At 65.6% G+C, this 26,959-nt stretch carries 22 protein-coding genes and 2 tRNA genes; 16 read left to right on the top strand and 8 right to left on the bottom strand.

Annotated elements, in window-relative coordinates; all coding sequences use genetic code 11:
- Nucleotide 1 precedes the first annotated feature (1 nt).
- Genes IP91_RS08540 through IP91_RS08530 form a run of 3 tightly spaced genes read left to right on the top strand, consistent with a single transcriptional unit; the run spans nucleotide 2 to nucleotide 4,051 of the window.
- Nucleotides 2-814, top strand: a complete 813-nt coding sequence (locus tag IP91_RS08540) for a flagellar biosynthetic protein FliR (protein ID WP_145648516.1) — start codon at nucleotides 2-4, stop codon at nucleotides 812-814.
- Nucleotides 807-1,964, top strand: coding sequence for an EscU/YscU/HrcU family type III secretion system export apparatus switch protein (locus tag IP91_RS08535; protein ID WP_145648515.1), 1,158 nt, complete (start codon nucleotides 807-809; stop codon nucleotides 1,962-1,964). The genes IP91_RS08540 and IP91_RS08535 overlap by 8 nt, the downstream gene beginning before the upstream one ends.
- Complete coding sequence (locus IP91_RS08530; RefSeq protein ID WP_145648514.1) at nucleotides 1,961-4,051, top strand: flagellar biosynthesis protein FlhA; 2,091 nt, start codon at nucleotides 1,961-1,963, stop codon at nucleotides 4,049-4,051. The genes IP91_RS08535 and IP91_RS08530 overlap by 4 nt, the downstream gene beginning before the upstream one ends.
- 76 nt (nucleotides 4,052-4,127) lie before the next feature.
- Here IP91_RS08530 and IP91_RS08525 read toward each other — a convergent pair whose 3' ends face one another.
- The 4 genes from IP91_RS08525 to IP91_RS08510 all read right to left on the bottom strand — a co-directional run bounded on the left by IP91_RS08525 (nucleotide 4,128) and on the right by IP91_RS08510 (nucleotide 9,011).
- Nucleotides 4,128-5,066: a hypothetical protein gene (locus tag IP91_RS08525; protein ID WP_145648513.1), complete on the bottom strand. Its 939-nt coding sequence runs from the start codon at nucleotides 5,064-5,066 to the stop codon at nucleotides 4,128-4,130.
- A gap of 103 nt (nucleotides 5,067-5,169) precedes the next feature.
- Nucleotides 5,170-6,063 (bottom strand): flagellin N-terminal helical domain-containing protein, encoded by an 894-nt coding sequence (locus tag IP91_RS08520; RefSeq protein ID WP_145648512.1) that lies wholly within the window; start codon nucleotides 6,061-6,063, stop codon nucleotides 5,170-5,172.
- A 208-nt stretch (nucleotides 6,064-6,271) separates the two neighbouring features.
- Nucleotides 6,272-7,171: a flagellin N-terminal helical domain-containing protein gene (locus IP91_RS08515; RefSeq protein ID WP_145648511.1), complete on the bottom strand. Its 900-nt coding sequence runs from the start codon at nucleotides 7,169-7,171 to the stop codon at nucleotides 6,272-6,274.
- 211 nt (nucleotides 7,172-7,382) lie between these two features.
- On the bottom strand, nucleotides 7,383-9,011 hold the full coding sequence (locus IP91_RS08510; protein ID WP_145648719.1) for an electron transfer flavoprotein-ubiquinone oxidoreductase: 1,629 nt from the start codon (nucleotides 9,009-9,011) through the stop codon (nucleotides 7,383-7,385).
- 266 nt (nucleotides 9,012-9,277) lie between these two features.
- Here IP91_RS08510 and IP91_RS08505 point away from each other — a divergent pair, with 266 nt between their 5' ends.
- The gene (locus tag IP91_RS08505) at nucleotides 9,278-10,054 is read left to right on the top strand and encodes an SDR family oxidoreductase (protein WP_145648510.1); all 777 of its coding nucleotides are present in this window, start codon (nucleotides 9,278-9,280) and stop codon (nucleotides 10,052-10,054) included.
- 33 nt (nucleotides 10,055-10,087) lie between these two features.
- On the opposite strand, the gene IP91_RS08500 is transcribed toward IP91_RS08505, so the two are convergent.
- On the bottom strand, nucleotides 10,088-10,648 hold the full coding sequence (locus IP91_RS08500; RefSeq protein ID WP_145648718.1) for a helix-turn-helix domain-containing protein: 561 nt from the start codon (nucleotides 10,646-10,648) through the stop codon (nucleotides 10,088-10,090).
- Between the two features lie 261 nt (nucleotides 10,649-10,909).
- Between IP91_RS08500 and IP91_RS08495 the strand changes: the two genes are divergently transcribed.
- The 4 genes from IP91_RS08495 to IP91_RS08480 all read left to right on the top strand — a co-directional run bounded on the left by IP91_RS08495 (nucleotide 10,910) and on the right by IP91_RS08480 (nucleotide 13,400).
- Nucleotides 10,910-11,608: a CoA transferase subunit A gene (locus tag IP91_RS08495; RefSeq protein ID WP_145648509.1), complete on the top strand. Its 699-nt coding sequence runs from the start codon at nucleotides 10,910-10,912 to the stop codon at nucleotides 11,606-11,608.
- Nucleotides 11,609-11,618: 10 nt separating this feature from the next.
- Nucleotides 11,619-12,269, top strand: coding sequence for a 3-oxoacid CoA-transferase subunit B (locus tag IP91_RS08490; protein ID WP_145648508.1), 651 nt, complete (start codon nucleotides 11,619-11,621; stop codon nucleotides 12,267-12,269).
- A 175-nt stretch (nucleotides 12,270-12,444) separates the two neighbouring features.
- Nucleotides 12,445-12,930, top strand: coding sequence for a carboxymuconolactone decarboxylase family protein (locus IP91_RS08485; RefSeq protein WP_145648507.1), 486 nt, complete (start codon nucleotides 12,445-12,447; stop codon nucleotides 12,928-12,930).
- A 71-nt stretch (nucleotides 12,931-13,001) separates the two neighbouring features.
- Nucleotides 13,002-13,400 (top strand): MerR family transcriptional regulator, encoded by a 399-nt coding sequence (locus IP91_RS08480; protein WP_145648506.1) that lies wholly within the window; start codon nucleotides 13,002-13,004, stop codon nucleotides 13,398-13,400.
- 59 nt (nucleotides 13,401-13,459) lie between these two features.
- Here the strand turns inward: IP91_RS08480 and IP91_RS08475 are convergent, their stop codons facing one another.
- Together IP91_RS08475 and IP91_RS08470 are read right to left on the bottom strand one after the other, a co-directional pair.
- On the bottom strand, nucleotides 13,460-14,800 hold the full coding sequence (locus tag IP91_RS08475; RefSeq protein ID WP_145648505.1) for a dicarboxylate/amino acid:cation symporter: 1,341 nt from the start codon (nucleotides 14,798-14,800) through the stop codon (nucleotides 13,460-13,462).
- A 116-nt stretch (nucleotides 14,801-14,916) separates the two neighbouring features.
- Entirely contained in the window at nucleotides 14,917-15,750 is an 834-nt protein-coding gene (locus IP91_RS08470; RefSeq protein WP_307724404.1) for a 3-hydroxybutyrate dehydrogenase, read from the bottom strand.
- 229 nt (nucleotides 15,751-15,979) lie between these two features.
- Here IP91_RS08470 and IP91_RS08465 point away from each other — a divergent pair, with 229 nt between their 5' ends.
- From IP91_RS08465 to IP91_RS26000, 4 genes are all read left to right on the top strand, one after another.
- Nucleotides 15,980-16,894, top strand: a complete 915-nt coding sequence (locus IP91_RS08465) for an alpha/beta fold hydrolase (protein WP_145648504.1) — start codon at nucleotides 15,980-15,982, stop codon at nucleotides 16,892-16,894.
- Nucleotides 16,895-16,929: 35 nt separating this feature from the next.
- Complete coding sequence (locus tag IP91_RS08460; RefSeq protein ID WP_145648503.1) at nucleotides 16,930-17,277, top strand: RidA family protein; 348 nt, start codon at nucleotides 16,930-16,932, stop codon at nucleotides 17,275-17,277.
- Nucleotides 17,278-17,414: 137 nt separating this feature from the next.
- Entirely contained in the window at nucleotides 17,415-19,658 is a 2,244-nt protein-coding gene (locus IP91_RS08455; RefSeq protein ID WP_145648502.1) for a RelA/SpoT family protein, read from the top strand.
- Nucleotides 19,659-19,763: 105 nt separating this feature from the next.
- Complete coding sequence (locus IP91_RS26000; RefSeq protein WP_158643115.1) at nucleotides 19,764-22,775, top strand: patatin-like phospholipase family protein; 3,012 nt, start codon at nucleotides 19,764-19,766, stop codon at nucleotides 22,773-22,775.
- A gap of 6 nt (nucleotides 22,776-22,781) precedes the next feature.
- On the opposite strand, the gene IP91_RS08445 is transcribed toward IP91_RS26000, so the two are convergent.
- Nucleotides 22,782-23,699, bottom strand: a complete 918-nt coding sequence (locus IP91_RS08445; protein WP_145648501.1) for a cation diffusion facilitator family transporter — start codon at nucleotides 23,697-23,699, stop codon at nucleotides 22,782-22,784.
- A 146-nt stretch (nucleotides 23,700-23,845) separates the two neighbouring features.
- On the opposite strand from IP91_RS08445, the gene IP91_RS08440 reads away from it, so the two are divergent.
- The 4 genes from IP91_RS08440 (at nucleotide 23,846) to infC (ending at nucleotide 26,845) form a co-directional block, all read left to right on the top strand.
- A tRNA-Val gene (locus IP91_RS08440) sits at nucleotides 23,846-23,922 on the top strand.
- A gap of 92 nt (nucleotides 23,923-24,014) precedes the next feature.
- Nucleotides 24,015-24,091: transfer RNA gene (locus IP91_RS08435), tRNA-Val, on the top strand.
- A 250-nt stretch (nucleotides 24,092-24,341) separates the two neighbouring features.
- Nucleotides 24,342-26,249 carry a threonine--tRNA ligase gene (gene thrS, locus IP91_RS08430; protein WP_145648716.1) on the top strand — a complete coding sequence of 636 codons (1,908 nt, stop codon included), beginning with the start codon at nucleotides 24,342-24,344 and terminating at the stop codon, nucleotides 26,247-26,249.
- A gap of 65 nt (nucleotides 26,250-26,314) precedes the next feature.
- Entirely contained in the window at nucleotides 26,315-26,845 is a 531-nt protein-coding gene (infC, locus tag IP91_RS08425) for a translation initiation factor IF-3 (protein WP_145648500.1), read from the top strand.
- Nucleotides 26,846-26,959: the final 114 nt, after the last annotated feature.

The following is a 26,959-nucleotide window of genomic DNA, read 5'->3' as shown; positions in this document are numbered from 1 at the left end:
CGTGGAACAGGTCCTCGCCAACCTGCTGCCGCTGCTGACCGCGCTGTGGTGGCCGTTCGTGCGCTCGATGGCGCTGCTGTCGGCCGCGCCCGTGTTCGGCGAGGCGATGGTGCCGGTCGTCGTGCGCATCCTGGCCTCGCTGACGTTTTCCATCGTGATGCTGCCGGTCACGCAGCAGACTGCCGTGGTGACCGATCCGTTCACGCTGGCGATGGTGATCGCCACGGCGGGCGAGGCGCTGGTCGGCTTCGTGCTGGGGCTGGCATTCCACTTCGCCATGGCCGTCATCGGCGTGCTCGGCTTCATCGTCTCGTCGCAGGTGGGGTTTTCCATGGCGGTGATGAACGACCCGCTGAACGGCACCTCGTCGGACGTGATCTCGACGCTGCTGTCGATGCTGGTCATTATCGTCTTCTTCGGCATCGACGGGCACCTGGTGCTGGTGAACGTGATCGGCGCCAGCTTCAAGGCCTGGCCGCCGGGCAGTGCGCTGCTGGCCGGCAGCACGTCGCTGCTGCAGACGGTGGCCTGGAACGTGGCGTGGGTGTTCTCGGCGGCGATGCTGCTGGCCATTCCCATCGTGTTCTCCACGGTCGTCGTGCAGATCGGCTTCGGCTTCCTGAACCGCGTGGCGCCGGCGCTGAACCTGTTCGCGCTGGGCTTCTCCGTCATCACCCTGTTTGGCCTCTTGATGCTGGGCCAGGTGGTGCGCTTCATTCCCGACCATTACACGCGCATGTCCGCCCAGGTGCTGGAGATGCTCCGCCAGCAGATGGCGCCCCCGCCGCAGCGCCCGGAGGTGCCGCGTGGCTGAGGCGGGCGACAAGACCGAGAAGGCGTCACAGCAGAAGCTGCGCAAGTCCCGCGAGGAAGGGCAGGTGGTGCGCTCGCGCGACCTGGCCACCGCGATCGGCATCCTCGTCAGCCTGAAGCTGTTCGTGTTCCTGCTGCCCGATTTCCTCGACGGCTTCCGGGCCATCTTCGGCGCCAGCTTCCTTCACCTCGACGGCGGCGACACGCTGATGAACGCGATGTCGGACGTGTTCTTCGAGGCCAGCCTGCTGCTCGTCAAAATGGTGGCGCCGCTGTTCGTCATCCCCCTGTGCATCGTGCTCGGGTCGATGATCCCGGGCGGCTGGGTGGCCAGTTCGGCCAACCTGGCCCCCAAGTTCTCGAAGATGAATCCGGTGGCCAACCTGGGCCGGCTGTTCTCGGGCAAGCACATGTTCGAACTGGGCCTGTCGATCGCCAAGGCGGGCGTGCTGATCGCCGTGCTGGTGCACCTGGCGCGCGGCACGCTGAACGACTACACGCAGTTGCAGTCGCTGCCCCTGTCCGCCGCCCTCGTCAGCGGCGCCGGCCTGATGCTGGACGGGCTGATGGCGCTGGTGATGATCTTCGTGCTGTTCGCCGTGGTCGACGTGCCGGCGCAGGCGTTCTTCTTCGCCAGGAACCAGCGCATGAGCAAGCAGGAACTGAAGGAAGAGCACAAGAGCAGCGAAGGGCGCCCGGAAGTGAAGGGCCGCATCCGCCAGCTGCAGCGCGCCATGGCGCAGCGCAGCGCGCGCAAGACGGTGCCGTCGGCCGATGTCATCATCGTCAATCCGGAGCACTACGCGGTGGCGCTCAAGTACGACGAGAAGCGCGCCGAGGCGCCGTTCGTGGTGGCCAAGGGCGTGGACGAGATGGCGCTGTACATCCGCCAGATCGCCGAGGAGCACCGCATCGAGGTGCTGCGCCTCGCGCCCCTGGCACGCGCCATCTACAATACCAGCCAGGTCAACCAGCAGATTCCCGCCCAGCTGTACCAGGCCGTGTCGCAGGTGCTGCACTACGTGCTGCAACTGAAGGCGTTCCGCACCGGCGGGCGTGCCGGCCGGCCCGCGTTCCCGGACCAGATTTCCGTGCCGGCGTCGCTGAGCGATGTCGCGACCAACCATGACAATGTGAGAGACGTGCCATGAATTTCCTGAACGCCCTGGTGGCCGAGCTGCGCCGCCACAAGTTCGCCACGCCGCTGTTCGTGATGTCCATCCTGGCGATGATCATCCTGCCGCTGCCGCCGATCCTGCTGGACGTGCTGTTCACCTTCAATATCGTGCTGGCGCTGGTGGTGATCCTGGTGTCCGTGCAGGCGCGCCGGCCGCTGGATTTCTCGGTGTTCCCCACCGTGATCCTGGCGACGACCATGCTGCGGCTGACGCTGAACGTGGCCTCCACGCGCGTGGTGCTGCTGCATGGCCACGAGGGCACGCATGCCGCCGGCAGCGTGATCGAGTCGTTCGGCAATGTCGTCATCGGCGGCAATTTCGTCGTTGGCCTCGTCGTCTTCGTGATCCTCATGATCATCAACTTCGCCGTGGTCACGAAGGGCGCGGAACGCATCTCGGAAGTATCGGCACGCTTCACGCTCGACGCGCTGCCCGGCAAGCAGATGGCCATCGACGCGGACCTGAACGCGGGCCTGATCAACCAGGAGAAGGCGCAGCTGCGGCGCCGCGAAGTGTCGATGGAGGCGGACTTCTACGGCTCGATGGACGGCGCCTCGAAGTTCGTGCGCGGCGACGCGGTGGCATCGATCCTCATCCTGATCATCAACCTGGTGGGCGGCGTGGCCATCGGCTCGATCATGCAGGGCATGAGCTTCGGCGACGCGTTCCGCCAGTACGCGCTGCTGACGATCGGCGACGGCCTGGTCGCGCAGATCCCGGCGCTGCTGCTGTCGGCCGCCGCGGCCATCATCGTCACGCGCGTGTCGGACGCTGGCGACTTCGAGGAACAGGTGGGCGAGCAGCTGCTGGCCAACCCGAACGTGCTGTACTCGGCGGCCGGCCTGATGGTCATCATGGGCCTGGTGCCGGGCATGCCGTGGCTGCCGTTCCTGACGTTTGCCGCGGCGCTCGGCTACGTGGGCTGGCGCATGCAGACGCGCCGCGTGGCACTGCCGGACACGAAGGGCCTGGAGGCCATCGAGGCCGTGCTGCGCGAGGACAAGACGCCGGAGCTGGAGTGGCAGAGCCTGCCCGTCGTGCATCCGCTGCAGGTGCTGCTGGGGTATAAACTCGTGGGCCTGATCGACAAGGCGCAGGGCGAGGTGCTGACCAAGCGCATCCGCGGCGTGCGGCAGAGTCTGTCGGAAGGGATGGGCATGGTGCTGCCGCCGATCGGCGTGCGCGACGACCTGGGCCTGAAGCCGTCGCAGTATTCCGTGGTGCTGGGCGGCGCGGCGATCGCCCAGGCCGAGGTGTTCGCGGACCGGTTGATGGCGATCCCGTCGGCGAATCTGTACGGCCAGGTGGATGGCATTCCCGGCGTGGAACCGGCCTACGGCATGCCCGTCGTGTGGATCGAGCCGGCCGACAAGGCGCAGGCGCTGGGCCTGGGCTACCAGGTCGTCGAGGCGCCCAGCGCGATCGCCACGCACCTGTCGAAACTCATTCGCGAATACCTGCCGGAGCTGTTCCGCCACGAGGATGTAGCCGCGCTGATGGAGCGGCTGACGGCCCTGTCGCCGAAGCTGGCCGGCGCGCTGGACAAAGCGTTGACCCATACCCAGCTGCTGCGCGTGTTCCGCGTGCTGCTGGCCGAGAACGTGTCGCTGAAGGACATCGTGCCCATCGCGACGACCTTGCTGGACAGCTCGGAAGCGACCAAGGATCCGATCCTGCTGGCCGCCGAGGTGCGCTGCGCGCTGCGCCGCCAGATCGTGGCCGGGCTGTTCGGCCAGCGCAAGGAAATGCTGGCATTCAACCTGGGCGGCGAGCTGGAGAACATGCTGCTGGGCTCGCTGAACCAGGCGCGCCAGACCGGCAAGGTCGTGCTGGACAACTACCCGATCGACCCGCACCTGCTGGCCCAGCTGCAGGTGAACATGCCGGTGGCGCGCGAGCAGATGAAGCAGCAGGCCACGCCGCCGCTGCTGCTCGTGTTGCCGCAGATCCGGCCGCTGCTGGCCCGCTACGCGCGGCTGTTCGCGCCGGGGCTGCACGTGCTGTCGTATAACGAGGTGCCGGAAAACCGCGAGGTGTCGATCATCGGCACGGTCGGCTAGAAGGCTGGAAGACTGGAAACCTGGAAACCTGGAAGGCTGGAAGTCGTGGACCGGGAAGCCGCCCCGCCTGCAAGAGTCAGGCCGGCGCCGCTACCGGCTGCGACAGCAGCACGGCCATCTCCGCCATCGCCCTGAACAGGTCGGGCGTCAGCATCGCCAGCTGCGCCTGGCCCGGCGCGGGACTGCCGCCATCCGCCAGCTCGCGCACAAGGCGCACCCGCAGGACGCGCACGCCGCAGCGCGTGGCGATCGCGCCGATCTCCGGCAGCATCAGGCGCATGTGCTGCAGTGCCGGTGTTTGCGCGGCCCCGATTTCCAGCAGCACGCCGCCATCGCCGGGCACGATCTGCAGCACGACCTTGCCCAGCCCGGGCAGGTGCAGTTCCAGCCGCAGCGCCATGCGCGGCCTGCCGCGCCGGTGCGCCGGACCGCCTTCGTCGTCCTCGTCCTCCTTGCGCGTCACCACGCGCAGCACCAGTTTTTCGGCCCCCCACGCGTACACGGCAAAGCGCCAGGCATCGAGTTCGGCGACGAGCTGCGGCGGCACGCGGCCGTCGCGCAGCACGTGCGGAGCCTGGTCGGAGAGGAACAGGCTGGCGGGCAGGTGACGGCCGTCGGCCTGCCGGTCCAAAGCGCCGCGCTGCTCGGCATAGGTGCGCACCATGGCCAGCCACGAGGCCGCCAGGGCGGAAGGCTCCGCCGCATGCGGCACCAGCTGGCGCGACAGGAACAGCTGGTTCGGCTGCATCGACATCGTCTCGTCGAGCAGGGTTTCGGCAGCGGCCAGCCGGCCGGCCAGCGCCGCAGGGGAGGGCGCGGCAGTCGGCTTGCCTTCCATCGCTTCGAGTAGAGCTCCCACGGCGCCGGGCAGCCCGGCATCGAGCGCGAACGGCGGGGCGTCGTCCGGCGGGCGTGCCACCGGCGGCACGGCCTGCGCCGTACCGGGCTGCTCGCGGGCGATCCGTTCCGGGATCGTGAGGGCCGCGCTCGACGGGGTGACTCGATCTATTGCCATGGCACCAGCTTATCATGCGGTCATAAAAAAAAGCCAACCGGAGGTATCCGGTTGGCCCTTGTCCGCCGGCCTGCCGGGCTGGCGGAACGTTTGCGGCAGAAGATTACTGCAGCAGGGACAGGACCAGCGACGACTGGCTGTTCGACTGCTTCAGCATGGCGGTGCCGGCCTGCAGCAGCATCTGGCTGGACGTCATGTTGGCCGATTCGGAAGCGAAGTCGACGTCCATGATGCGGCCGGTGGCGGCCTTGGTGTTCGTCGAGATGTTCGACAGGTTGTTGTAGACGTGGTCCAGGCGGTTCGATGCGGCGCCGATCGACGAGCGCACGGAGCCGACGGCGTCGATGGCCGTCTTCAGCAGGTCGATCGTGGCGTTGGCACTGTCGGTCAGTTCCGAGTTGCTGGTGAAGTCGCCATCGGCGCCGTCCAGCTTGTACTGCGTGGCGGCCAGCGCGATCTTCGCGTGCATGCCGGCCACGCCCGTGTCGGCGTCACCGGTGATGTCCAGTTTCATCGTTTCGTCGCTCGATGCGCCGATCTGGAACGTCACGCCGCCGGCGGTGGACAGCTTGGAGTCGGTGCCGGCGAACAGCTTGGTGCCGCCGAAGCTGGTGTTGCCCAGGATATTCGACAGTTCCTGGGTCAGCGAGTTGTACTCGGACTGCATGGCCTTCTTGTCATCCGCCGTCGACGAGCCGTCGGCAGCCTGGGTGGCCAGGTCCTTCATGCGGTTCAGGATGTTCGACGTTTCGTCCAGCGCGCCTTCGGCGGTCTGCAGCATGGAGATGGAATTCTGGGTATTGCGCATGGCCACGGTCATGCCGCTGGTCTGCGTCTTCAGGCGGGTGGCGATCTGCAGGCCGGCTGCGTCGTCCATCGCGGAGTTGATGCGGTAGCCGGTCGACAGACGCGTTTGCGACGTGGACAGGGCCGACTGCGTACGGCCGATCGAGTTTTGTGCGGACAGGGCAGCGTTGTTGGTGTGAAGGCTCAGCATATTCAATACTCCAAGGTTGGTTGGTCAGTTCAGAGCTGCTTTCCTGCGCTCTCAACAGTACAAGACGACCATCCGGCGCGGGACATTAAATGCCATGAGGAAATTTTTTTCGACCAGCGTAAAAAAAGGCCAGCCACCGGGGCCGGCCTGCCGTCGGGACGGCCTCCGTGGCCGCGCCGACAGCTGTTGCCAGAAGATCAGGCAGCGATTACTGCAGCAGCGACAGCACCAGGGACGACTGGCTGTTCGACTGCTTCAGCATGGCGGTGCCGGCCTGCAGCAGCATCTGGCTGGACGTCATGTTGGCCGATTCGGTGGCGAAGTCGACGTCCATGATGCGGCCGGTGGCGGCCTTGGTGTTGGTCGAGATGTTCGACAGGTTGTTGTACACGTGGTCCAGGCGGTTGGCCGCGGCACCGATCGAGGAACGCACCGAGCTCACGGAATCGATGGCGCTCTTCAGGGCGTCGATGGTGCTGTTGGCGTTGGTGTTCAGTTCCGCTTCGGTACCGGTGTAGGTGGTGGTCGTGCCGTCGGTCTTGAAGCCGCCTGCAGCCGCCGCGATCAGCGTGTTCATGCCGGTGATGCCGGTGGTGGCGCCGTCGCCTTTCAGGTCCAGTTCCATCGTCTCGCTGCTCGAGGCACCGATCTGGAACGTGATCTTGTCGGTCAGCTTGCCGGCGTCGGCGCCGGTGCTGAACAGCTTGGTGCCGCCGAACGTGGTGTTGCTGATGATGTTCGACAGTTCGGCGGTCAGCGAGTTGAACTCGTTCTGCATCGCGGTCTTGTCGTCCGTCGTGGAGGAACCGTCGGCGGACTGGGTGGCCAGGTCCTTCATGCGGGTCAGGATGTTCGTCGTTTCGTCCAGCGCGCCTTCGGCCGTCTGCAGCAGCGAGACGGAGTTCTGGGTGTTGCGCATGGCGACGGTCATGCCGCTGGTCTGCGTCTTCAGGCGGGTGGCGATCTGCAGGCCCGCGGCGTCATCCATGGCGGAATTGATGCGGTAGCCGGTGGACAGGCGGGTCTGCGACGTCGACAGGCTCGATTGGGTACGGCCGATGGAGTTCTGTGCGGACAGGGCGGCGTTGTTGGTGTGAAGGCTCAGCATTGGGTTCTTCCTGGTGGATTCGTCGTATCGGAGCGGAACGCTCTCATTGTTACAGGACGACCGGGAAAGGCAAACTATTAAATTCCATGTGGAAATAATTTGCAGGAATTTTGCATTCCGTCCGAGGCGGTGAAAATCTGTTGTCTTGGCGCTAAAACGCGCAACGCCGGGACATGCCCGGCGTTGTCGCGATCCTGCGGTTCTCTACCCCTTACATGTTCGGATAGTTCGGCCCGCCGCCACCTTCCGGCGTCACCCAGACGATGTTCTGCGTGGGGTCCTTGATATCGCAGGTCTTGCAGTGCACGCAGTTCTGCGCGTTGATCTGCAGGCGGTCGCCGCCGTCGTCGTTCTTCACGAACTCGTAGACGCCGGCCGGGCAGTAGCGCTGTTCCGGGCCGGCGTACTTGGCCAGGTTGACGTCGACCGGCACGGACGGGTTCTTCAAGGTCAGGTGGATCGGCTGGTCCTCGGCGTGGTTGGTGTTCGAGATGAACACGGAAGACAGCTTGTCGAACGTGAGCTTGCCGTCCGGCTTCGGATAGACGATCGGCGTGAAGTTGGCCGCGGGCTTCAGGCAGGCGTGGTCCGGCTCGCTGTGGTGCAGCGTCCAGGGCGCCTTGCCGCGGAAGACGATCTGGTCGATGCCCGTCATCAGCGAACCGATCACCAGGCCCTTGTTCAGGTACTGCTTCACATTGCGCGCCACGTGCAGCTCTTCATGCAGCCAGGACTGTTCGAACGCAGCCGGGTAGGCGGCCAGCTCGTCGTGCTGGCGGTTCTCGGCCAGCGCGGCGGCCAGCGCCTCGGCGGCCAGCATGCCGGACTTGATGGCCGCATGGCTGCCCTTGATGCGGCTCATGTTCAGGAAGCCGGCGTCGCAGCCCAGCAGGCAACCGCCCGGGAACACCAGCTTCGGCAGCGACTGCAGGCCGCCGGAGGTGATCGCGCGGGCGCCGTACGAGATGCGCTTGCCGCCCTCGAAATAGCCGCGGATGGCCGGGTGGGTCTTGTAGCGCTGGAATTCCTCGTAGGGCGACAGGTAGGGATTGGTATAGTTCAGGCCCACCACGTAGCCGACGGCCACCTGGTTGTTTTCCAGGTGATACAGGAACGAGCCGCCGTACACGTCATGCGCCAGCGGCCAGCCGGAGGTGTGGATGACCAGGCCCGGCTGGTGCTTGGCCGGATCGATCTCCCACAGTTCCTTGATGCCGATGCCATACGCCTGCGGGTCCTTGCCCTTGTTCAGGTCATACTTGGCCATCAGCTCCTTGCCCAGGTGCCCGCGCGAGCCCTCGGCAAAGAAGGTGTACTTGCCGTGCAGTTCCATGCCGAGCTGGAAGTCCGGACCCGGTTCGCCGTCGCGCTTCACGCCCATATTGCCGGTGGCGACGCCTTTTACGGACCCGTCCTCGTTGTACAGGATCTCGGCCGCCGGGAAGCCGGGGAAGATCTCCACGCCCAGCGCTTCGGCCTGCTGGCCCAGCCAGCGCACCACATTGCCCAGCGAGATGACGTAGTTGCCGTGGTTCTCCAGGCACTTCGGGATCATGAAGTTCGGCGTCTTGTAGGCCTTCGTCTCCGTCAGGAACAGCACGCGGTCTTCCGACACCGGCGTGTTCAGCGGCGCGCCCAGCTCCTTCCAGTTCGGCAGCAGTTCGTTCAGTGCGCGCGGGTCCATCACGGCGCCGGACAGGATATGGGCGCCCAGCTCGCCGCCTTTTTCCAGCACCACCACGGAGATCTCCTTCTCCGTCTGCTGCGCCAGCTGCTTGATCCGGATCGCCGCCGCCAGCCCGGCCGGGCCGCCGCCGACGATCACCACGTCATATTCCATCGCCTCGCGCGGGCCGTACTGTTCAGTCGTCATAAGATTTTTATAAGAATAGGAAGAGAAGAAAAATTAGCACGAGTGTGCTCTTTTTCTCCGGCAAATGCAACGGCATTGTAGTAGATGTTCCCGTCTAACATGGCCAATTGTGTAAGATAGGGGCTACTGAGCGGCAACTGAGCGGCAGCTGAGCGGCAACTGCGCGAGACGGAGCCGCGGGCTGCGCGGTAGCGCCGCCGAAACCGCAATTGCAGGCAACCGGGAGCAGAGCCGTGGGTATCGAAGTCAATTTTGAAGGCAAGATCGCGCTGGTGACGGGCGCTTCCAGCGGGCTGGGGGCACGCTTCGCGAAAGTGCTGGCCAGTGCCGGCGCGCAGGTGGTGCTGGCCTCGCGCCGCACGGAGCGCCTGAAGGAGCTGCGCGCCGAGATCGAGGCCGAGGGTGGCGCGGCCCACGTGGTGGCGCTGGACGTGACGGATTACGCCAGCATCAAGTCGGCCATCGCGCACGCGGAGACGGAGGCGGGGCCGATCGATATCCTGGTCAACAACTCGGGCGTCTCCACCACGCAGCGGCTGGTGGACGTGACGCCGGAAGACTACAACTTCGTGATGGACACCAACCTGCGCGGCGCCTTCTTCGTGGCGCAGGAAGCGGCCAAGCGCATGATCGCGCGCGCCAAGGGCGATCCGAAGAAGCAGCACCGCATCATCAACATCGCCTCGGTGGCGGGCCTGCGCGTGCTGCCGCAGATCGGCGTGTACTGCATGAGCAAGGCCGGCGTGATCCAGATGACGAAGGCGATGGCGGTGGAGTGGGGCAAGTATGGCATCAACACGAACGCCATCTGCCCGGGCTACATCTCCACCGAGATCAACGAGGATTATTTTGCCAGCGAACAGGGCCGGCGCCTCATCGAGATGCTGCCCCGCAAACGGCCCGGCAGGCCGGAAGATCTGGATGGCCTGCTCCTGCTGCTGGCCGGCGAGGATGCGCATTTCATCAATGGCGCCGTGATTTCGGCGGATGACGGGATGACGGCTTCCTGACCATATCGGTGTCTGACAGCGCCGCCGCGGGCGCTAGCGCGTGCCGACGAGCTTGTGCACCAGCTCCGACGACGTGGCGGCGCCGAACTTGCGCATCAGCCGGGCGCGGTGCATTTCCACCGTGCGCGGCGACAGGTCGGTGTGGCGCGCGATCATCTTGCTGGTCTTGCCTTCGACGAGGAAGGCGGCGATCTCCCGTTCGCGCGGCGTCAGTTCGGCCGACACGGGACGCTTCTCGCTGACATCCTCGAACGTCCACACGCCCGGCCCCAGCGGATCCTGCGCATCGAGGGCGCGGCCCGTCACATGGCACCAGAACAGTTCGCCCGTGGCGCGGCGCATGATGCGTTCGTCCGAATAGCGGCCGCGCGCGTTCATGATCGGGATGATGCGGTGGCCGGTGCGCAGGAATTCGTCCATCGTGGGATACAGCGCCAGGAAGGACTGGCCATCGAGCGCGCCGTGCGCGTAGCGGAACATCTGCGTGAGCGTGTCGTTGCTGGCCTGGATCACCCTATTCACGGAGATGCACATGCCCACCGGCGCGAAGCGGAAGATGGTTTCGTAGTCGATGGCATAGGCCGCCGGTGCCATGACTGGCGTTGACGCCAGCAGGGCGTCCGGACCAGTGTCGTGCAGGAGGGCTTCGCTGACACCCGCCTTGAGGGCGGACGTGCGGTGCGCGGCGGCTTCGTGGGCGTTCATGGCAGGGTCTCCTTTTGTTATGGGTGTCATCCGGTGCCGTGTTCCAGGTAGTTCTACGGTATTGTACTTTCCTCACTCGTAAACTATTCTGGTACGCCACGGGGGCGGCACGTGCGTGCCGTCCAGCTTATCAAAAGAAGGGGACTTCAAATGAACAAAGTGTATCCCGATGCGCGCGCGGCCCTGGAAGGGGTCGTGCAGGACGGGCAGACGATCGCCGTCGGCGGTTTCGGCCTGTGCGGCATTCCCGAGGCGCTGATCGCGGCGCTGCGCGATTCCGGTGTGACGGGACTGACGGCCATCTCGAACAACGCCGGCGTCGATGGCTTCGGCCTGGGCCAGCTGCTGGAAACGCGCCAGATCAGGAAGATGATCGCGTCCTACGTGGGCGAGAACAAGGAGTTTGCCCGCCAGTACCTGTCCGGCGAACTGGAACTGGAATTCACGCCGCAAGGCACGCTGGCCGAGAAGCTGCGCGCGGGCGGCGCCGGCATCCCGGCCTTCTTCACCAAGACGGGCGTGGGCACCATCGTCGCGGAAGGCAAGGAGATCCGCGAGTTCGATGGCGAGCAGTACGTGATGGAACGCAGCCTGGTCGCCGACGTGGCGCTGGTGAAAGCCTGGAAGGCCGACAAGGCCGGCAACCTGATCTTCCGTAAGACGGCCCGCAACTTCAACCCGAACGTGGCGGCCTCCGGCAAGGTCACGATCGTGGAAGTGGAAGAACTGGTGGAGATCGGCGCGATCGATCCGGATGCCGTACACACGCCGGGCATCTTCGTGCACCGCATCGTGCACAACCCGACCCCGGAAAAACGCATCGAACAGCGCACCGTGCGCAGCGCCTGAGGAGAACACCATGGCTTGGACTCGTGATCAAATGGCCGCCCGCGCGGCCCGGGAGCTGGAAGACGGCTTCTATGTCAACCTCGGCATCGGCCTGCCCACGCTGGTGGCCAACTACGTGCCGTCCGATATCGAAGTCTTCCTGCAGTCGGAAAACGGCCTGCTGGGCATCGGCCCGTTCCCGACGGACGACGAAGTGGATGCGGACCTGATCAACGCCGGCAAGCAGACCGTGACGGCGCTGCCCGGCTCGGCCTACTTCAGCTCGGCCGATTCGTTCGGCATGATCCGCGGCGGCAAGATCAATCTCGCCATCCTGGGTGCGATGCAGGTCTCCGAAAAGGGCGACCTGGCGAACTGGATGATCCCCGGGAAGATGGTCAAGGGCATGGGCGGCGCGATGGACCTGGTCGCTGGCGTGAAAAAGGTCGTCGTGCTGATGGAGCACGTGGCCACCGCGAAGGACGGCACCACCTCCCACAAGCTGCTGAAGCAGTGCGACCTGCCGCTGACGGGTGTCGGTGTCGTCGACGTCGTCATCACCGACCTCGGCGTGCTGGAAGTGACGGCGACGGGCCTGAAAGTGACCGAGCTGGCGCCGGACGTGACGAAGGAGCAGATCATCGCCGCCACCGGCGTGGAGCTGGACCTGTCGGCCGTCTGACCCGGCGCCTGTCCCGACAAGCCTGCCGCGCCCCGTGCCCGGCAGGCTTTTTTCATGGTGCCGTTCGCCTGCCGCTTGACTTCGAGCGCGCTCGAACCTCTAGCCTGTTTGCAGGACGGACCGGGGCCAATCCCGGCAGCGGTCGCGCTCCTGCATCACAGGCAAAGGAAGCGCCATGACAAACGAACCATCGATCGCGCCAACGGAGGTGCCGCCGGCATCGGGCCCCTCCGCACCGGCCGCTTCGCCGTCCGGGCCGGAGAGCAGGCGGGCGCGGGGCGAGTACTACCTGGGGAGGATCACCGGGACGGCAGGGTCGAACGTCATCGACTCGCTGCAGGACATGGCGCCGGAACTGGGCCACTGGATCGTCGATTTCGCCTACGGCGACGTGTTTGCCGGTACCGCCATCTCGCTGCGCACGCGGGAGCTGGCCACCGTGTCGGCCCTGACGGCGCTGGGCAATGCGCAGCCCCAGCTGAAGGTCCATATCGAAGGTGCGCTCAATGTCGGTTGCCAGCCCGAGGAAATCATCGAGGTCATCCTCCAGATGGCCGTCTACGCCGGCTTTCCCAGCGCGCTGAACGGCATTGGCGCGGCACGGGAAGTGTTTGCCGGGCGCGGTATCGCCATGCCCCGCCGTGCGCCGGGGGCGGCCTGAACGCGCGGGGCTTGCCGTGCCGCGCCACAGATCCTAAAGTAGCCCGATCAACGACACCGATCGGGCATGCCATGGATTCCTGTCTCAGCATTGATGAAGTCGCCAAACGCACGGGCCTGACGGCGCACACCCTGCGTTACTACGAACGGATCGGCCTGGTTGCGCCGATCGCCCGCCTGGCCGGAGGCCAACGGCGCTACGCCAGCCGTGACGTGGCGTGGATCGAGTTCCTGTTGCGGTTGCGGACCACCCGCATGTCGATCAGCCAGATGCAGGCATTCGCCACGCTGCGCGGCGCCGGTGACGGGACCGTGGCGGCGCGCCGCCGGATGCTCGAGGCGCACCTGGCGGACGTGCTGGCCGACATCGAGGCGAAGCGCCAGGCGGCACAGGCGTTGCAGGCGAAGATCGCGCACTACCAGGCCCTGGAGGCGGCAGAACTGTCCGGCCGCGACCCCTCGCGGGCATGAACGCCAATGCAAAAAGGGCACGCCGAAGCGTGCCCTTTTCTACATGCTGCCGCGGATGCTTACAGGGCGGCGTGCTTGACCGGCGTCGGTTCCATCGGTGCACCGTGGGCCACTTCTTCCAGCGGCTCGTGCGGTGCGGACGGGTTGGCCAGTTCGCGCTGCATCGTTTCCATGTCCAGCTCGCCTTCCCACTTCGACACCACCACCGCGGCGACACCGTTGCCCACGAAGTTGGTCAGGGCGCGGCATTCGCTCATGAAGCGGTCGATGCCCAGGATCAGTGCCATGCCGGCCACCGGGATCGTCGGCACCACGGCCAGCGTGGCGGCCAGCGTGATGAAGCCGGCGCCGGTGATGCCGGAAGCGCCTTTCGAGGTCAGCATCGCCACCGCGAGGATGGTCAGTTCCTGGCCCAGCGTCAGGTCGGTGTTGGTGGCCTGTGCCACGAACAGCGCGGCCATCGTCATGTAGATGTTGGTACCGTCCAGGTTGAACGAGTAGCCGGTCGGGACCACGAGACCGACGACCGGCTTCGAGGCGCCCAGGCGCTGCAGCTTCGTCATCAGCGACGGCAGGGCGCTTTCCGAGGAGCTGGTGCCCAGCACGATCAGCAGTTCTTCCTTGATGTAGGCGATGAAGCGGAAGATCGAGAAGCCGGTCAGCTTGGCGATCGTGCCCAGCACGATGAACACGAACAGTGCGCAGGTCAGGTAGAACGAACCCATCAGCTTGGCCAGCGGCAGCAGCGAGGCGACGCCGTATTTGCCGATGGTGAACGCCATCGCGCCGAACGCGCCGATCGGGGCGGCCTTCATGATGATGTTGACCATGCCGAAGATGGCGGCGCCCGCTTCGTCGATCAGCTTCGTGACGGGACGGCCCTTTTCACCCAGCAGCGACAGGGCGAAGCCGAACAGGATCGACACCAGCAGCACCTGCAGGATGTCGCCCTTGGCGAACGCGTCGACGACGGTGTTCGGGATGATGTTCATCAGGAACTCGGTGGTCGACGAGTGCGACGCCTTTTCCGTGTACTGGGCGATGGCCTTGGTGTCCAGCGTGGCGGGATCGGCATTGAAGCCGGCGCCCGGTTTCACGATGTTGGCCACGAACAGGCCGATCACCAGCGCGAAGGTCGAGACGACCTCGAAGTACAGCAGGGCCTTGCCGCCGACGCGGCCGACCTTCTTGATGTCCTGCATGCCGGCGATGCCGGACACGACGGTACAGAAGATCACCGGCGCAATGATCATCTTGATCAGCTTGATGAAGCCGTCGCCGAGCGGCTTCATGGCCACGGCGTCGGTCGGCAGGTAGATGCCGAGCAGGACGCCCAGGATGATCGCGCAGATCACCTGGACGTACAGGATTTTATAGAATGGTTTTTTGGTTTGGGCCATGACAGGTCTCCTCGTGTGTCCTGTCGCCATCATCGCAAACCATCTCAGTTATCACCATTGTGATTATCCGCATTGTGGAAAACCACAATGCGGTTACTACGTAGCGGTGCCGGCGGTCACTGCGCGACCCAGCCGCCATCCATGTTCCAGGCAGCGCCGCGCACCTGGATGGCGGCGTCGCTGCACAGGAACACGGCCAGCGCGCCCAGCTGCTCGGGGGTGACGAAATCGCCGCTCGGCTGCTTGTCGGCCAGCAGCGCGCGCTTCGACTCGTCGTTGGAGAGACCTTCCTTGGCGGCGCGGTCGTCGACCTGCTTCTGCACCAGCGGCGTCAGCACGAAGCCCGGGCAGATGGCGTTGACCGTGATGCCCGTCTGCGCCGTCTCCAGCGCGCTTACCTTCGTGAAGCCCACCAGGCCGTGCTTGGCGGCGACATAGGCCGACTTGCCGGCCGAGCCCACCAGCCCGTGCGTGGAGGCCAGGTTGATGATGCGGCCCCAGTTCCGCCCCTTCATGTAAGGCAGCGCCAGGCGCGTGGTGTGGAACGCCGAGGTGAGGTTGATGGCGATGATGGCATCCCACTTCTCGGGCGGGAAGTCGTCGACATTGGCGACGAACTGGATGCCGGCATTGTTGACGAGGATATCGATGCCGCCGAATGTCTCGGCCGCGAAGGCGAACAGCGCCTCGATCTCGGCACTCTTGCTCATGTCCGCATTGTTGTGCACGGTCTGCACGCCGTACTGGCTGGCCGTGGTGTCGAGCAGGCGGGCGATGTCGTCGGCATTGCCGAAGCCGTTGAAGACGATGTTGGCACCCTGGGCGGCGAGCGCCTGTGCAATGCCCAGGCCGATGCCGGAGGTGGATCCGGTGACCAGCGCGGTCTTGCCGGCCAGCGTTTTGAAGGTCGAGGGAGTGGTTGCTGTGTTCGTGGTCGCGCTTGTCATCATCGGTACTCCATGTGGGTGACGCCCCGTCAGGATGACGGCGGCGATGGTCCGGGCGGCGTGCCCGGGGCCGGGATCGTCCTTACAGTAGGCCGGTTCCCTTATAAGCTGCTTATTGACGCTCTGTCCTCAACTACTCTTCTTAACGAACCGCTAAGCTAAACTGGGCAAGATTTTACTGGCGGCGCACTGTAGAATGTAGCCCAAAAACCAATATCGGGCAGGAGGCCAGATGGCAGAGCAACAGAACACCGAACCTGGCGTCACCCACGACGCGGCCGCGATCCGCTCTGTCCAGTGCATCTCGCCGGCCGGCCTGCACACCATGGCCTACAAGGAATGGGGCGCGCCGGACAATCCGAACGTGCTCGTCTGCGTCCACGGCGTCACGCGCGTGTCGGACGATTTCGACAACCTGGCGCGCGCACTGTCCGGTGACTTCCGCGTGGTGTGCCCGGACGTGGTGGGCCGCGGCCGCTCCGGCCGCCTGCGCAATCCCGAGCTGTACCGCATCCCGCAATACGTGAGCGACATGGTCACGCTGCTGGCGCGCGTGCTGCACGACGATACCCAGCAGGTCTGCTGGTTCGGCACGTCGATGGGCGGCCTGATCGGCATGGGCCTGGCGGCACTGCCGGACAGTCCGATCCGGCGGCTGGTGCTGAACGATATCGGCCCCGTGCTCGATCCTGCCGCGCTGCAGCGCATCGGCGACTACATCGGCCAGGACGTGCGCTTTGCCACCTTCGAGGCGGGCGTGCAGTTCATCCGCGATGTCTCCGCGCCGTTCGGTCCGCACACGGACGAGGAGTGGCTGAAGATGGCGCGCGACGTGCTGCGCCGGCAGCCGGACGGCACCTGGGGCCGCCACTATGACCTGAACCTGGCGCTGCCGTTCCGCGCCGCCACGCCGGAGTCGGTGGCCGCCGACCAGCACCTGCTGTGGGCTGCCTACGATGCGATCCGCTGCCCCACGCTGGTGGTGCGCGGCGCCGAATCGGACCTGCTGTCGCCTGCCTGCGCGCAGGCGATGACGGCCCGCGGGCCGCGCGCGCAGCTGGCCGAGATTGCCGGCGTGGGCCATGCGCCCACCTTCGTGCACGAGGACCAGATCGCGATCGCACGCGATTTCCTCCGTGCCCCCTAGCCGGAACCGCTGATTTTTTTACCTGAAAGAGAAAGATGGACATCAAGAGACTGCACGTTGGCAAGCGCCTGTCCGAGGCCACGATCCACAACAACACCATTTACCTGGCGGGCCAGGTCGCCGAAACGACCGATGCCGACATCACGGGCCAGGCCCGCGAAGTGCTGGCCAGCATCGACCGCCTGCTGGCCGAAGCGGGTTCCGACAAGTCGAAGCTGCTGTTCACGCAGATCTACATCACCGACCTGGCCAATTTCGCCGCGTTCAATGAAGTGTGGGAAGCGTGGGTCGTGCCGGGCAGCACGCCGGCACGCGCCACCGTCGAGGCGAAGCTGGCCAATCCCGGCTGGCTGGTGGAAGTGGTGGCCACGGCCGCCCTGTAATGCCGGCGTGGCCGCCGCGGCCGGTACTGCCGCCGGCCACGTGATCCAGAACGACGCTACGCCTGGGAAGCCGCAGCCTGCGGCTTCCCCTTTTGGCGCCTGCGTGCCGGAGCAAGGTAACAAGAAAAGGTAAGACTATGGTTTCCATCGCGGCGCTGAACAGCGCAACGTCCGAACAGCTGGTGCAGGGCCTGTCGCCGCAGGATGGCGCGCGCGTCATGGCGGCCTATGATTTCGCCTGCGCCGCGTATGCCGGCAGGACGTGCACCAGTGGCCAGCCGGCGCTGGAGTTCGCCGTCGGCGTGTCCGGCACGCTGGCGCTGCTCAGCACCGATGCCGAGACGCGCATCGCCGGCCTGCTGTTCGAGCTGTGCCTGCTCGATCCGGCCCAGGGCATCGCGATCGAACCGAAGTTCGGCAAGGACGTGGCGGACCTCGTCACCGGCGTGCACCAGCTGATCCGGCTGCGCGAGCTCACCCAGGGCAGCCCGGCCGCCACGCGCGGCAAGAACGCCGCCCAGCAGGCGGTGGCGCAGATGGAAACGCTGCGCAAGATGCTGCTGGCGATGGCCAGCGACATGCGCGTGGTGCTGGTGCGCCTGGCCTCGGCCTGCAGCACGCTGCGCTGGTTCGCCGACCAGAAGATCTTCAACGAGATGACCCGCGCGTATGGCCGCGAAACGCTGGACCTGTATGCGCCGCTGGCCAACCGGCTGGGCATCTGGCAGGTGAAGTGGGAGCTGGAAGACCTGTCGTTCCGCTTCATCGAGCCGGAGAACTACAAGCGCATCGCCAAGATGCTCGAAGAGAAGCGCATGATGCGCGAGAGCTTCGTCACGCAGTCGATCGAACGGCTGCAGTCGGAGCTGGCCAACGCCGGCATCGCCGCCGAGGTGTTCGGGCGGCCGAAGCACATCTACAGCATCTGGAACAAGATGCGCGGCAAGGACCTCGACTTCACCGAGCTGTACGACGTGCGCGCCTTCCGCGTGATCGTGGCCGACGTGAAGACCTGCTACACGGTGCTGGGCCTGGTCCACAATATCTGGACGCCCATCCCGAAGGAATTCGACGACTACATCTCCCGCCCGAAACCGAACGGCTACCAGTCGCTGCACACGGTGGTGACGGCGGACGACGGCCGGCCGCTGGAGGTGCAGATCCGCACGCAGGAGATGCACAGCTTCGCCGAATACGGCGTGGCGGCGCACTGGCGCTACAAGGAAGAGGGCAACTCCAGTTTCCAGGGCCAGAAGTACGACGAGAAGATCGCCTGGCTGCGCCAGCTGCTGGCCTGGAAATCCGAGGTGGCCGATGCCGTCGTCGGCCAGGAAGACCTGCAGCGCGAGTGGGTGGAGAAGCTCAAGGAAGCCACGCTGGACGACCGCATCTTCGTCCTCACGCCGCAGGCCCGCGTGCTGGAGCTGCCGGTGGGCGCCACGCCGATCGACTTCGCCTACCACCTGCACAGCGACGTGGGGCACCGCTGCCGCGGCGCGCGGGTGGACGGCATCATGGTGCCGCTCAACACGCAGCTGAAAAGCGGGCAGACCTGCGAGATCATCACGGCCAAGGGCGCGCCCGGCACGGCGGGACCGTCGCGCGACTGGCTGAGCCCCGGCTACGCGGCCAGCAACCGCACGCGCGCCAAGGTGCGTGCCTGGTTCCATGCGATCGACATGCAGGAGACGCTGTCGCATGGCCGCGCGCTGGTGGAGAAATCGCTGCAGCGCGAAGGCAAGACGGCCGTCAACCTGGAAGCGCTGGCGCAGAAGCTGGGCTTCGCGAAGGTGGACGACCTGTTCCTGGCGGTGGGCAAGGATGAATTCAGCCTGCGCCACGTGGAGCACGCGCTGCACGACAATGCCGAAGCGCCGCCGCCGACGGATGAAGTGGTGCTCAACAAGAGCCGCGCCTCGTCGACCGAGCAGGGCGCCAAGTCCGGCGTGCTGGTGCTGGGCACGGACGGGCTGATGACGCAGCTGGCCAAGTGCTGCAAGCCGGCGCCGCCCGATCCGATCGTGGGTTTTGTTACGCGCGGCAAGGGCGTGTCGATCCACAGGCTGTCGTGCAAGAACTTCGCCGAAATGCGGCTGAAGGCGCCGGAGCGTGTGATCGTCACGGAGTGGGGTGGCGGGTGCAGCGAGACGGTGTACCCGGTCGACCTGTTCGTGCTGGCCGGCGACCGCCAGGGCCTGCTGCGCGATATCTCGGAAGTGTTTTCGCGCGAGAAGATCAATGTCATCGGCGTGAACACGCAAAGCGCCAAGGGCCAGGCGCGCATGACGTTCACGGCGGAGATCGGCGCCACGGCCCAGCTGCACAAGGCGCTGGCGGCGATCTCCGAAGTGTCCGGCGTGCTGGAGGCGCGGCGCGCATGATCGGTGCGTCACGGCCGTCGCCGTGACGCCACAGATTACAAAGTAAGATAATTTCGGCAACGCGCTCCGGTAATCTTGGGCGGTCCCCATCCCAGGGAGCATCGCATGAGCGCCGTGCCGGAATCCCTTCATGAACTGCCGCTGCAGGACAGGCCGCAATCCCTGCTGCCCGAGCCAGCGCCGCGCGGCAGCATTCCGCCCCTGCACGAAGCCGATGTGCTGGCGCTGGAGCGCACCCATCTCGAAGCGCGCCGCCGCCACGATAACGTCGACCCCGACCTGCCGGCGGCCGGCCTGGCGCTGTCCGGCGGCGGCATCCGCAGCGCCACGTTCGGCCTCGGCGTGCTGGAAGGGCTGCGCGACCTGCGCATCCTGCCGCGCTTCGACTACGCGTCCTCGGTTTCCGGCGGCGGGTACATCATGGCCTGGCTCACGGCGCATGTGCACCGCCACGGCGCCGGCTGGCTGAACGACGGGTCGGACAATGCCGCCCGCTGGGACGCATCGATCGCCCACCTGAGCCGCTTCTCGAACTACCTGTCGCCCCGGGTCGGCCTGTTCAGCGCGGACACGTGGACGATGTTCACCGTCTGGGCCCGCAACGCGGCGCTGGTGCAGATGACGATCATCGCCTACGTGCTGGCCGCGCTGCTGCTGCCGCGGCTGGCCGTGAGCTGGTTCGAGAGCTGGCCGGCGGCGGGCTGGGCGCGCTGGCTGGTGGTGGTGCTGTTCATGGCGGCCATCCTCGGCATCGTCGCCAACCAGCTGCACCAGCGGCCCGGCGCGCGGCAGAACGCACCGCACGGCATCCGCCCGTGGCCCGCCTGGAGCGCCGGGGCAGTGGCGGCGCTGGCGCTGGCCGCCTGGCTGGCGGTCCGCTTTGACTTTCACCCGTTCGGTGCCCCGAAGCCGCAATGGGTGGCGCTGCCGTTCGCGGCCCTGCTGCTGGGCGGCATGGCGGCACTGCTGCCCGCCGCGGCCCAGTGGCGTTTCAACAGGGTGGGGCGCACCTGGCCCGATTCCGGCCAGGGCCATGTGCAGTGGCTGATCGTGCTGCCGCTGCTGGCCACCAGCGTGGAACTGTCCGCCGTGCTGTGGTACATCGCGAAGGGGACGCCGCCGCGCACCTTCGGCGCCATGTTCCAGCAGGGCCTGCCGGCGTGGCCGTTCCAGCTGTCGCTGGCCTTCGCGGCCCTGTGCCTGCTGGCCTGCTGCTCCCTGCGCGACTGGACCACGCGCACCCGGCTCTGGTCGGTGCCGCGGCCCGTCTTCAACCTGTTCCTGATCGTGCTGTCGGCCGGTACCTGCATCGTCGCGCTGCACGCCATGTTTGCCGGCATCGTGGTGCTGATGCAGTGGTTCGGTGCGGATGGCCGCAGCCGTGCCGGCGTCTGGCACGCGTTCATCTGGGGCCCGTCATTGCTGCTGTCGGCGTTCGCGATGGCCGTCACGCTGCTGCTCGGCCTGCTGGGGCGCGCTTCCCTGGAAGGCATGCGCGAATGGTGGAGCCGGCTGGCCGCCTGGCTGTGGATCTATGCGCTGGGCTGGAACCTGATCACGCTCGCTTCGCTGTACGGCCCGCTGCTGCTGCCCTGGCTGCTGCAGTTCGATGGCTGGGCGGGGATGGCGCCGGCGGCCGGCTGGATCGCCACCACGGTTGCCGGCCTGTTCGCGGCCAATTCCGGCGCCACCAGTGGCGACAACAAGATCCGCTCCAGCGAGCGGGGCTGGCAGCAGCTGGGGCTGGAGGTGCTGGCGCGGGTGGCGCCCGTGCTGTTCATCCTGGGCCTGCTGGTGGCCACGGCCACGGTGCTCAACCTGGCGCTGTGGCATGTGGCGCTGCCCGCACCGGCACTGTCACCGCTGTGCAATGTGGGCGGCTGCTGGAGCGCCTATGTCGAGCAGTACTGGGACCAGGTCCACCATGTGCCGCCGGGGCTGCTGGGCCTGGCGCTGGCGGGCGTCGTGCTGGCCGGCGTGCTGCTCGCGTGGCGTGTCGACATCAACGAATTCAGCCTGCACGCGTTCTACCGCAGCCGGCTGGCGCGCTGCTATCTCGGCGCATCGCGTACCATCCGCACGCCGCAGCGGTTTACTCAGTTCGACGATGACGACGATTTGCCCGTGGGTTCGCTTGGCGGGCAGGCCGAGGCGGGTGGGGAACAACATGACCTCGCGCCGCTGCACCTCATCAACTGCACGGTCAACCTGGGCGGCTCGAAGGACCTGTCGCTGCACACGCGCCACGGCGCCTCCTTCACCATCACGCCGTACACGGTGGGCAGCAGCTATCCAAAGGCGAATGCCGAGAAGATCGGCTACCGGCCGCACGACTACTACGCCGGCGGGGGTGGCGACGTGCCCGGCATCTCGCTGGGCGAGGCGATCGCCGTGTCCGGCGCGGCGGCCAGCCCGAACCACGGCTTTCATACGTCGCCCTCGGTGGCCTTCATGATGACGATGTTCAATGCCCGGCTGGGCCGCTGGTTCGCCAACCCGCGGCAGGACAACACGTACCCGTCGCCGTGGTTCAGCCTGCGCTACCTGGTGAAGGAACTGTTCGGCAGTGCGGACGAGCGGGCCAATTACCTGATGATTTCCGATGGCGGTCACTTCGAGAACCTGGCGGCCTACGAGCTGGTGCGGCGCAAGTGCCGGCTGATCGTCGTGAGCGACGCCGAATGCGACACGCGCATGGACTTCGGCGGTCTCGGTACCCTCATCCGGCTATGCAAGGTGGATTTCAATGTGCGCATCGAGATCGACGTGGCGCCGCTGCGGCTCGATCCGGCCACGGGATTGAGCCGGGCCCACTGCGCGATCGGCAGCATCGATTATGGCGACGGCGTGCCGGGGGTGCTGGTGTACCTGAAAGCGTCGCTGACGGAAGCGGTGCGCGATGCCTCGCTGTGGCAATACCAGGCCACGCACCGCGCGTTTCCCCAGGAGAGCACGGGCGACCAGTTCTATGGGGAGGACCAGTTCGAGAGCTACCGGCGCCTGGGCCGCCACATCGTCAAGCAGGCGTTCGGTGCCGGCATGGACCAGCCGCAGCGCGACCGGCTGGCGCGCGTGCGGCCCGACTTCAGCGCCGCACTTTCGGCCGCCGGCACGTGAAGCGTGTCATTCGGGACGGCCCTGGCGGCCGGCCACCTCCGCCTGCAGGGTCACGTGGTCGATGCCGTGCCGGTCCAGCAGCATCGCGCGGATCGCCTTCAGCGTGGCCGGCCAGCGCGCCAGTTCGTGCACCTCGACGTGGCCGATCAGCGCCGGTTCGCCGGGCGACATGTCCCACACATGCAGGTCGTGCACGGAGGCGACCCCGTCCACGCCTTCCAGGTCGCTGCCGACCTGCTCGTAGTTGATGTGGCCCGGCACGCCTTCCATCAGGTGGTGGCCCGACTCGCGCAGGATGCCGAAGGTGGCTTTGAGCAGCAGCAGGGACACGAACATCGACAGCAGCGGGTCGATCTGCATCCAGCCCGTGAAGTAGATGACGACGCCGGCGGCCAGCGCGGCGACGGAGCCCAGCATGTCGCCCAGCACGTGCACGAGGGCGGCGCGGGTGTTCATGCTGTCGCGGTCCTTCGACAGGATCCACGCCACCAGGATATTGACGACCAGTCCGATCAGCGCGACGACGGCCACGGTGCCGCCCTGCACGGTCTGCGGCGCGGCAAAGCGGTGCACGGCCTCGAAGACGATCCAGCCGACGACGGCGAGCATCACCAGGCCGTTGACGAAGGCGGCCAGGGCCTCGGCCCGGCCGAAGCCGAACGAGTAGCGGGAAGAGGGCGGCCGCTTGGCGATCAGCTGGGCGAACAGCGCGAGCGCGAGGGACGCGGCATCGGTCACCATGTGGCCCGCATCGGAGATCAGTGCGAGCGAGTTGGACCAGAAGCCGGCAGCGACTTCGACGCCGGCGAACAGCAGGGTCAGGCCGACGGCCCAGGCCAGGATGGCGAGGCTGCGGTCGGCGCGCTGGTGGCGGAACTGGGCGTCGCCCTTCAGGTGGGCGTGCAGATGGCTGGGTGCGTTCATGACAGGTTCGGTGGCACGGCGGCACGGTTGCGGCCGCGGGCAGCCAATATAGCATGGCGCCCGGACGTGCCTTGCGGACCCGGCCGTAACACGATTTCAATCGGCCCTTGTCATATGCCCGTTGCCTCACTATAATGCTCGGCATTGGGCGGTTAGTTCAGCTGGTTAGAATACTTGGTCGACATCCAAGGGGTCGGGGATTCGAATTCCTCACCGCCCACCAGAATGCGAAGCGGGAAATCGTGCTGTAGAATATGGCGCGGTTTCTTCCGGAAGATTCGAGCAGGCAGTAAAAGGTAATGCGCAGTACCCATCGGGCGGTTAGTTCAGCTGGTTAGAATACTTGGTCGACATCCAAGGGGTCGGGGATTCGAATTCCTCACCGCCCACCAGAATACGTAGTGATAACTGATCTTCGCCTCACGAAGATCGTCAATGTAAGAGCGAGAAAGGCATTCCGGTTATGACACCGCGAACTACGACCGCCAAGGTTTGTGAGTGACGCTAGTCGACCGGCTTTCTATGGCTTTTCAAATTGAAAGACAACGCGGCTAGCCCGCGTTTTTTTTCGTCCATTTTTCATTCAGCTTTTTAATCCGGTTTCAGTTGTTTTTACGGCCTGCGTGCCGATTGGAGATCATGATGGTTTCAGTCCGACTTCCCGATGGTTCCGTGCGCCAGTTCGACGCGCCCGTCACCGTGGCCCAGGTGGCCTCCAACATCAGCACGAGCCTGGCCAAGGTGGCACTGGCCGGCAAGGTCGACGGCAAGGTCGTCGATACCTCGTTCCTGATCGAGCAGGATGCCGACGTGGCGATCGTCACGGACAAGGATCCCGAAGGGCTCGACATCATCCGCCATTCGACGGCCCACCTGCTGGCGCACGCCGTCAAGGAACTGTTCCCGGATGCCCAGGTGACCATCGGCCCCGTCATCGAAAACGGCTTTTACTATGACTTCTCGTACAAGCGGCCGTTCACGCCGGACGACCTGGTCGCCATCGAGAAGAAGATGACGGAACTGGCCAAGAAGGACGAGCGTGTCACCCGCAAGGTGCTGCCGCGCGACGAGGCCGTGGAGTACTTCAAGTCGATCGGCGAGCACTACAAGGCCGAGATCATTGCGTCGATCCCGGCCGGCGAAGACGTGTCGCTGTACTCGGAAGGCAGCTTCACCGACCTGTGCCGCGGCCCGCACGTGCCGTCGAGCGGCAAGCTGAAGGTGTTCAAGCTGATGAAGCTGGCCGGTGCCTACTGGCGCGGCGACTCGAAGAACGAGATGCTGCAGCGAGTCTACGGCACGGCCTGGACGAAGAAGGAAGACCAGGAACAGTACCTGCACATGCTGGAAGAGGCGGAAAAGCGGGACCACCGCAAACTCGGCAAGCAGCTGGACTTCTTCCACTTCCAGGACGAGGCGCCCGGCCTGGTGTTCTGGCATCCGAAGGGCTGGACGATCTGGCAGCAGGTCGAGCAGTACATGCGCAAGAAGTACCAGGACAACGGCTACCAGGAAGTGAAGGCGCCGCAGATCCTGGACGCGAGCCTGTGGGGCAAGACGGGTCACTGGGACAATTACCGCGAGAACATGTTCGTCACGGAATCGGAAAACCGCCAGTACGCGCTGAAGCCGATGAACTGCCCGGGCCACGTGCAGATCTTCAATTCGGACCTGCGCTCGTACCGCGACCTGCCGCTGCGCTACGGCGAGTTCGGCCAGTGCCACCGCAACGAACCGTCCGGCGCGCTGCACGGCATCATGCGCGTGCGCGGCTTCACGCAGGATGACGGCCACATCTTCTGCACCGGCGAGCAGATCGAGCCGGAAGTGGTGGCCTTCCACCAGCAGGCGATGGAGGTGTATGCCGACTTCGACTTCACCAACATCGACGTCAAGCTGGCGCTGCGCCCGGACAACCGCATCGGTACCGATGAAGTGTGGAACGACGCCGAGGAAGCGCTGCGCCAGGGCCTGCGCGCCTGCGGCGTGACGTGGACGGAGCTGCCGGGCGAGGGCGCCTTCTACGGTCCGAAGATCGAGTACCACCTGAAGGATTCGCTGGGTCGCCCATGGCAGGTCGGCACGATGCAGGTCGACTTCTTCATGCCGGAGCGCCTGGGTGCCCAGTATGTCGCGGAAGACAACACGAAGAAGACGCCGGTGATGCTGCACCGCGCGATCGTCGGGTCGATGGAGCGCTTCATCGGCATCCTGATCGAGAACTACGCCGGCGCGCTGCCGATGTGGCTGGCGCCGCTGCAGGTGGCGATCCTGAACATCTCGGATGGCCAGGCCGAATACGCGGCCGAACTGGCCGCGAAACTGCGCAAGCTTGGCTACCGCGTCACGGCTGATTTGCGCAACGAGAAGATCACGTATAAAATACGCGAACATTCCGTCCAAAAACTGCCCTACATCGTCGTGATCGGGGACAAGGAGCGGGATGCCAATACCGTGGCTGTGCGCGCACGGGGCAATATCGATCTCGGCGTAATGTCGGTCGATGCCCTGGTAGAGCGACTCCAGCAGGATGTCGCCAACAAGGCCTGACGGTTGCTCCCCGGTGGGGAGCTCCTCAACCAGCCACCACATTAAATTTCTTAAAGGAAACTACAATAGCTACTGACAAGTCGCATCGCATCAATGGCGAAATCACCGCACCGGAAATGCGCCTGTCCGGTGTGAACAATGAGCCGCTGGGCATCGTGAGCCTGGCCGAAGCCTTCCGCCTGGCGGAAGAGGCGAACGTCGACCTGGTGGAAATCGCGCCGACGGCGCAGCCGCCAGTGTGCCGTCTGATGGATTACGGCAAGTTCAAGTATTCGGAACAGAAGAAGGCGCACGACGCCAAATTGAAGCAGAAAGTCATCGCCGTGAAGGAAGTCAAATTCCGTCCCGGTACTGACGATGGCGACTACAACATCAAGCTGCGCAATCTGATCCGCTTCCTGGAAGACGGCGACAAGACGAAAATCACGTTGCGTTTCCGCGGCCGCGAAATGGCCCACCAGGACATCGGCATGCGCATGCTCGAGCGTCTGAAAGCCGATCTGGACGAGCACGGCCAGGTCGAGCAGTTTCCGAAGATGGAAGGCCGGCAAATGATCATGGTCATTGCGCCTAAAAAGAAGAAAACGGCGGCGTAAAGCTGCTGACTTCGCCGCGGAATTTATTCGCGGCACCAAAAAACCGGTTATAATTGCCGGCTGCGGATCCGCAGGGGTCTGTCCCCGCATGGGTGCCGACCCCCGGTGTTTTTT

Source organism: Pseudoduganella lurida (assembly GCF_007830455.1).
GTDB classification, from domain to species: Bacteria; Pseudomonadota; Gammaproteobacteria; order Burkholderiales; family Burkholderiaceae_D; genus Rugamonas; species Rugamonas lurida.
This window is presented reverse-complemented; position numbering and strand designations above follow the sequence as displayed.